Origin of the sequence: Motilimonas cestriensis (genome assembly GCF_021295315.1) — a bacterium.
GTDB classification, from domain to species: Bacteria; Pseudomonadota; Gammaproteobacteria; order Enterobacterales; family CBDFNC01; genus Motilimonas; species Motilimonas cestriensis.
Genome location: NZ_JAIMJA010000066.1, coordinates 1 through 1,295 on the forward strand (window position 1 = coordinate 1; position 1,295 = coordinate 1,295).

Sequence of the window (1,295 nt, forward strand, 5' to 3'; positions counted from 1 at the left end):
CTGATTGGCGCAAGGACTCAGCAGGTGTCAGTACTGGGCGAGCATCAGTACGATGAAAATACAGGGCTGCTTGCGTTTGATACCGATGGGAATGGCGTCAAAACACAATATCTTTATGATGCCATTGGCAGACAGTGGAAAGTGATCCGTGATGCTGATGGTGACAAGCTGACCACAGAGTATGGCTACAACAATAAAGGCCAACAAATCTGGATAGATGTCGAAGGCGAACGGACCGACATCCAATTTGATAATAACAATCGCCAGGTTAGGGTGAGTCAAGGTGGTGTGGCCACCGAATATGTCTATGACGGTCTGGGCCGAGTGGTCAATCAGATAGAAGGTGGGTTAGTCGGTGACAGTGTGCTAGAGGAGCGCATCACCGCCTATCATTATGATGCTCAGGGTAACCAAGTTAAGTCGAAAGTTCGCTCAGGCAAAGACTGGAAGGGAGCGAAGAGCAGCCAAACCGTTAATTACGAATATAATCGTGCAGGACAGCGCACCGCGCAAAGCGTAGTCGCCGAAGGCACTGGGGTCACGCGTACCCTGTACAACGAGCTGGGGCAGGTTCGATTCCAGGTTAATGCGCTCAATTATGTGACCGAGCTGTTTTATGATGCGGCGGGACAGGTCACACACAAACGCCAGTATGCAGGCGTCGTGAGCGGCGGTGACTGGACAGAAGCGGCGGTCGCAGAGCGTATCCATGCCAGTGAAGCCGATGATAGAGTGACGGAATATCGATATGATGCTGATGGTCGCGTGACGCTGGAAATAAACCCAGCCGGCTATGGGACAGGGTATCAGTACAATGATAATGGTCGGGTGGTCACGACCACACGCTATAGCACAAAAGTCACAGAGCCGGGCTGGGAAACCGCGGCGGACAACCGCCTCACCCGCACGGTTTATAACGATAAAGGCGAACTCTGGTTCAGCATCGGCAGCAAAGGTGAAATCACGGAGCGTCGCTATGACAAGGTTGGGCGGCTCAGCCATACCATGCGTTATGATGCGGCATTCCTGCCTGCGGATAACAGTGATGCCAGCCTGATAGCGTTACTTAGCGCATTGCAAGAGGCAGATGCCGCCACGACCCGCACCGAATTGCGGGTGTATGATAGCCTAGGTCGCTTGCGTTTTAGCCAGGACGGCGATGGCTTTTTGGTGGAGTACCAATATAACCGCTTATCGCAGACGGTACGCAAGCGTGAGTATATTGATAATCAGGCGGTGAGTAAGGCATTGCAAGAGGTGCAAGCTGGGCAGACAGAGCAGAGCTTGTATGAATC

General features: G+C 52.7%; 1 pseudogene. It reads left to right on the forward strand.

The features are described 5' to 3' along the window. Positions 1 to 24 precede the first annotated feature (24 nt). A pseudogene (locus K6Y31_RS21995) lies at positions 25 to 1,295 on the forward strand (hypothetical protein); the annotation flags it as partial.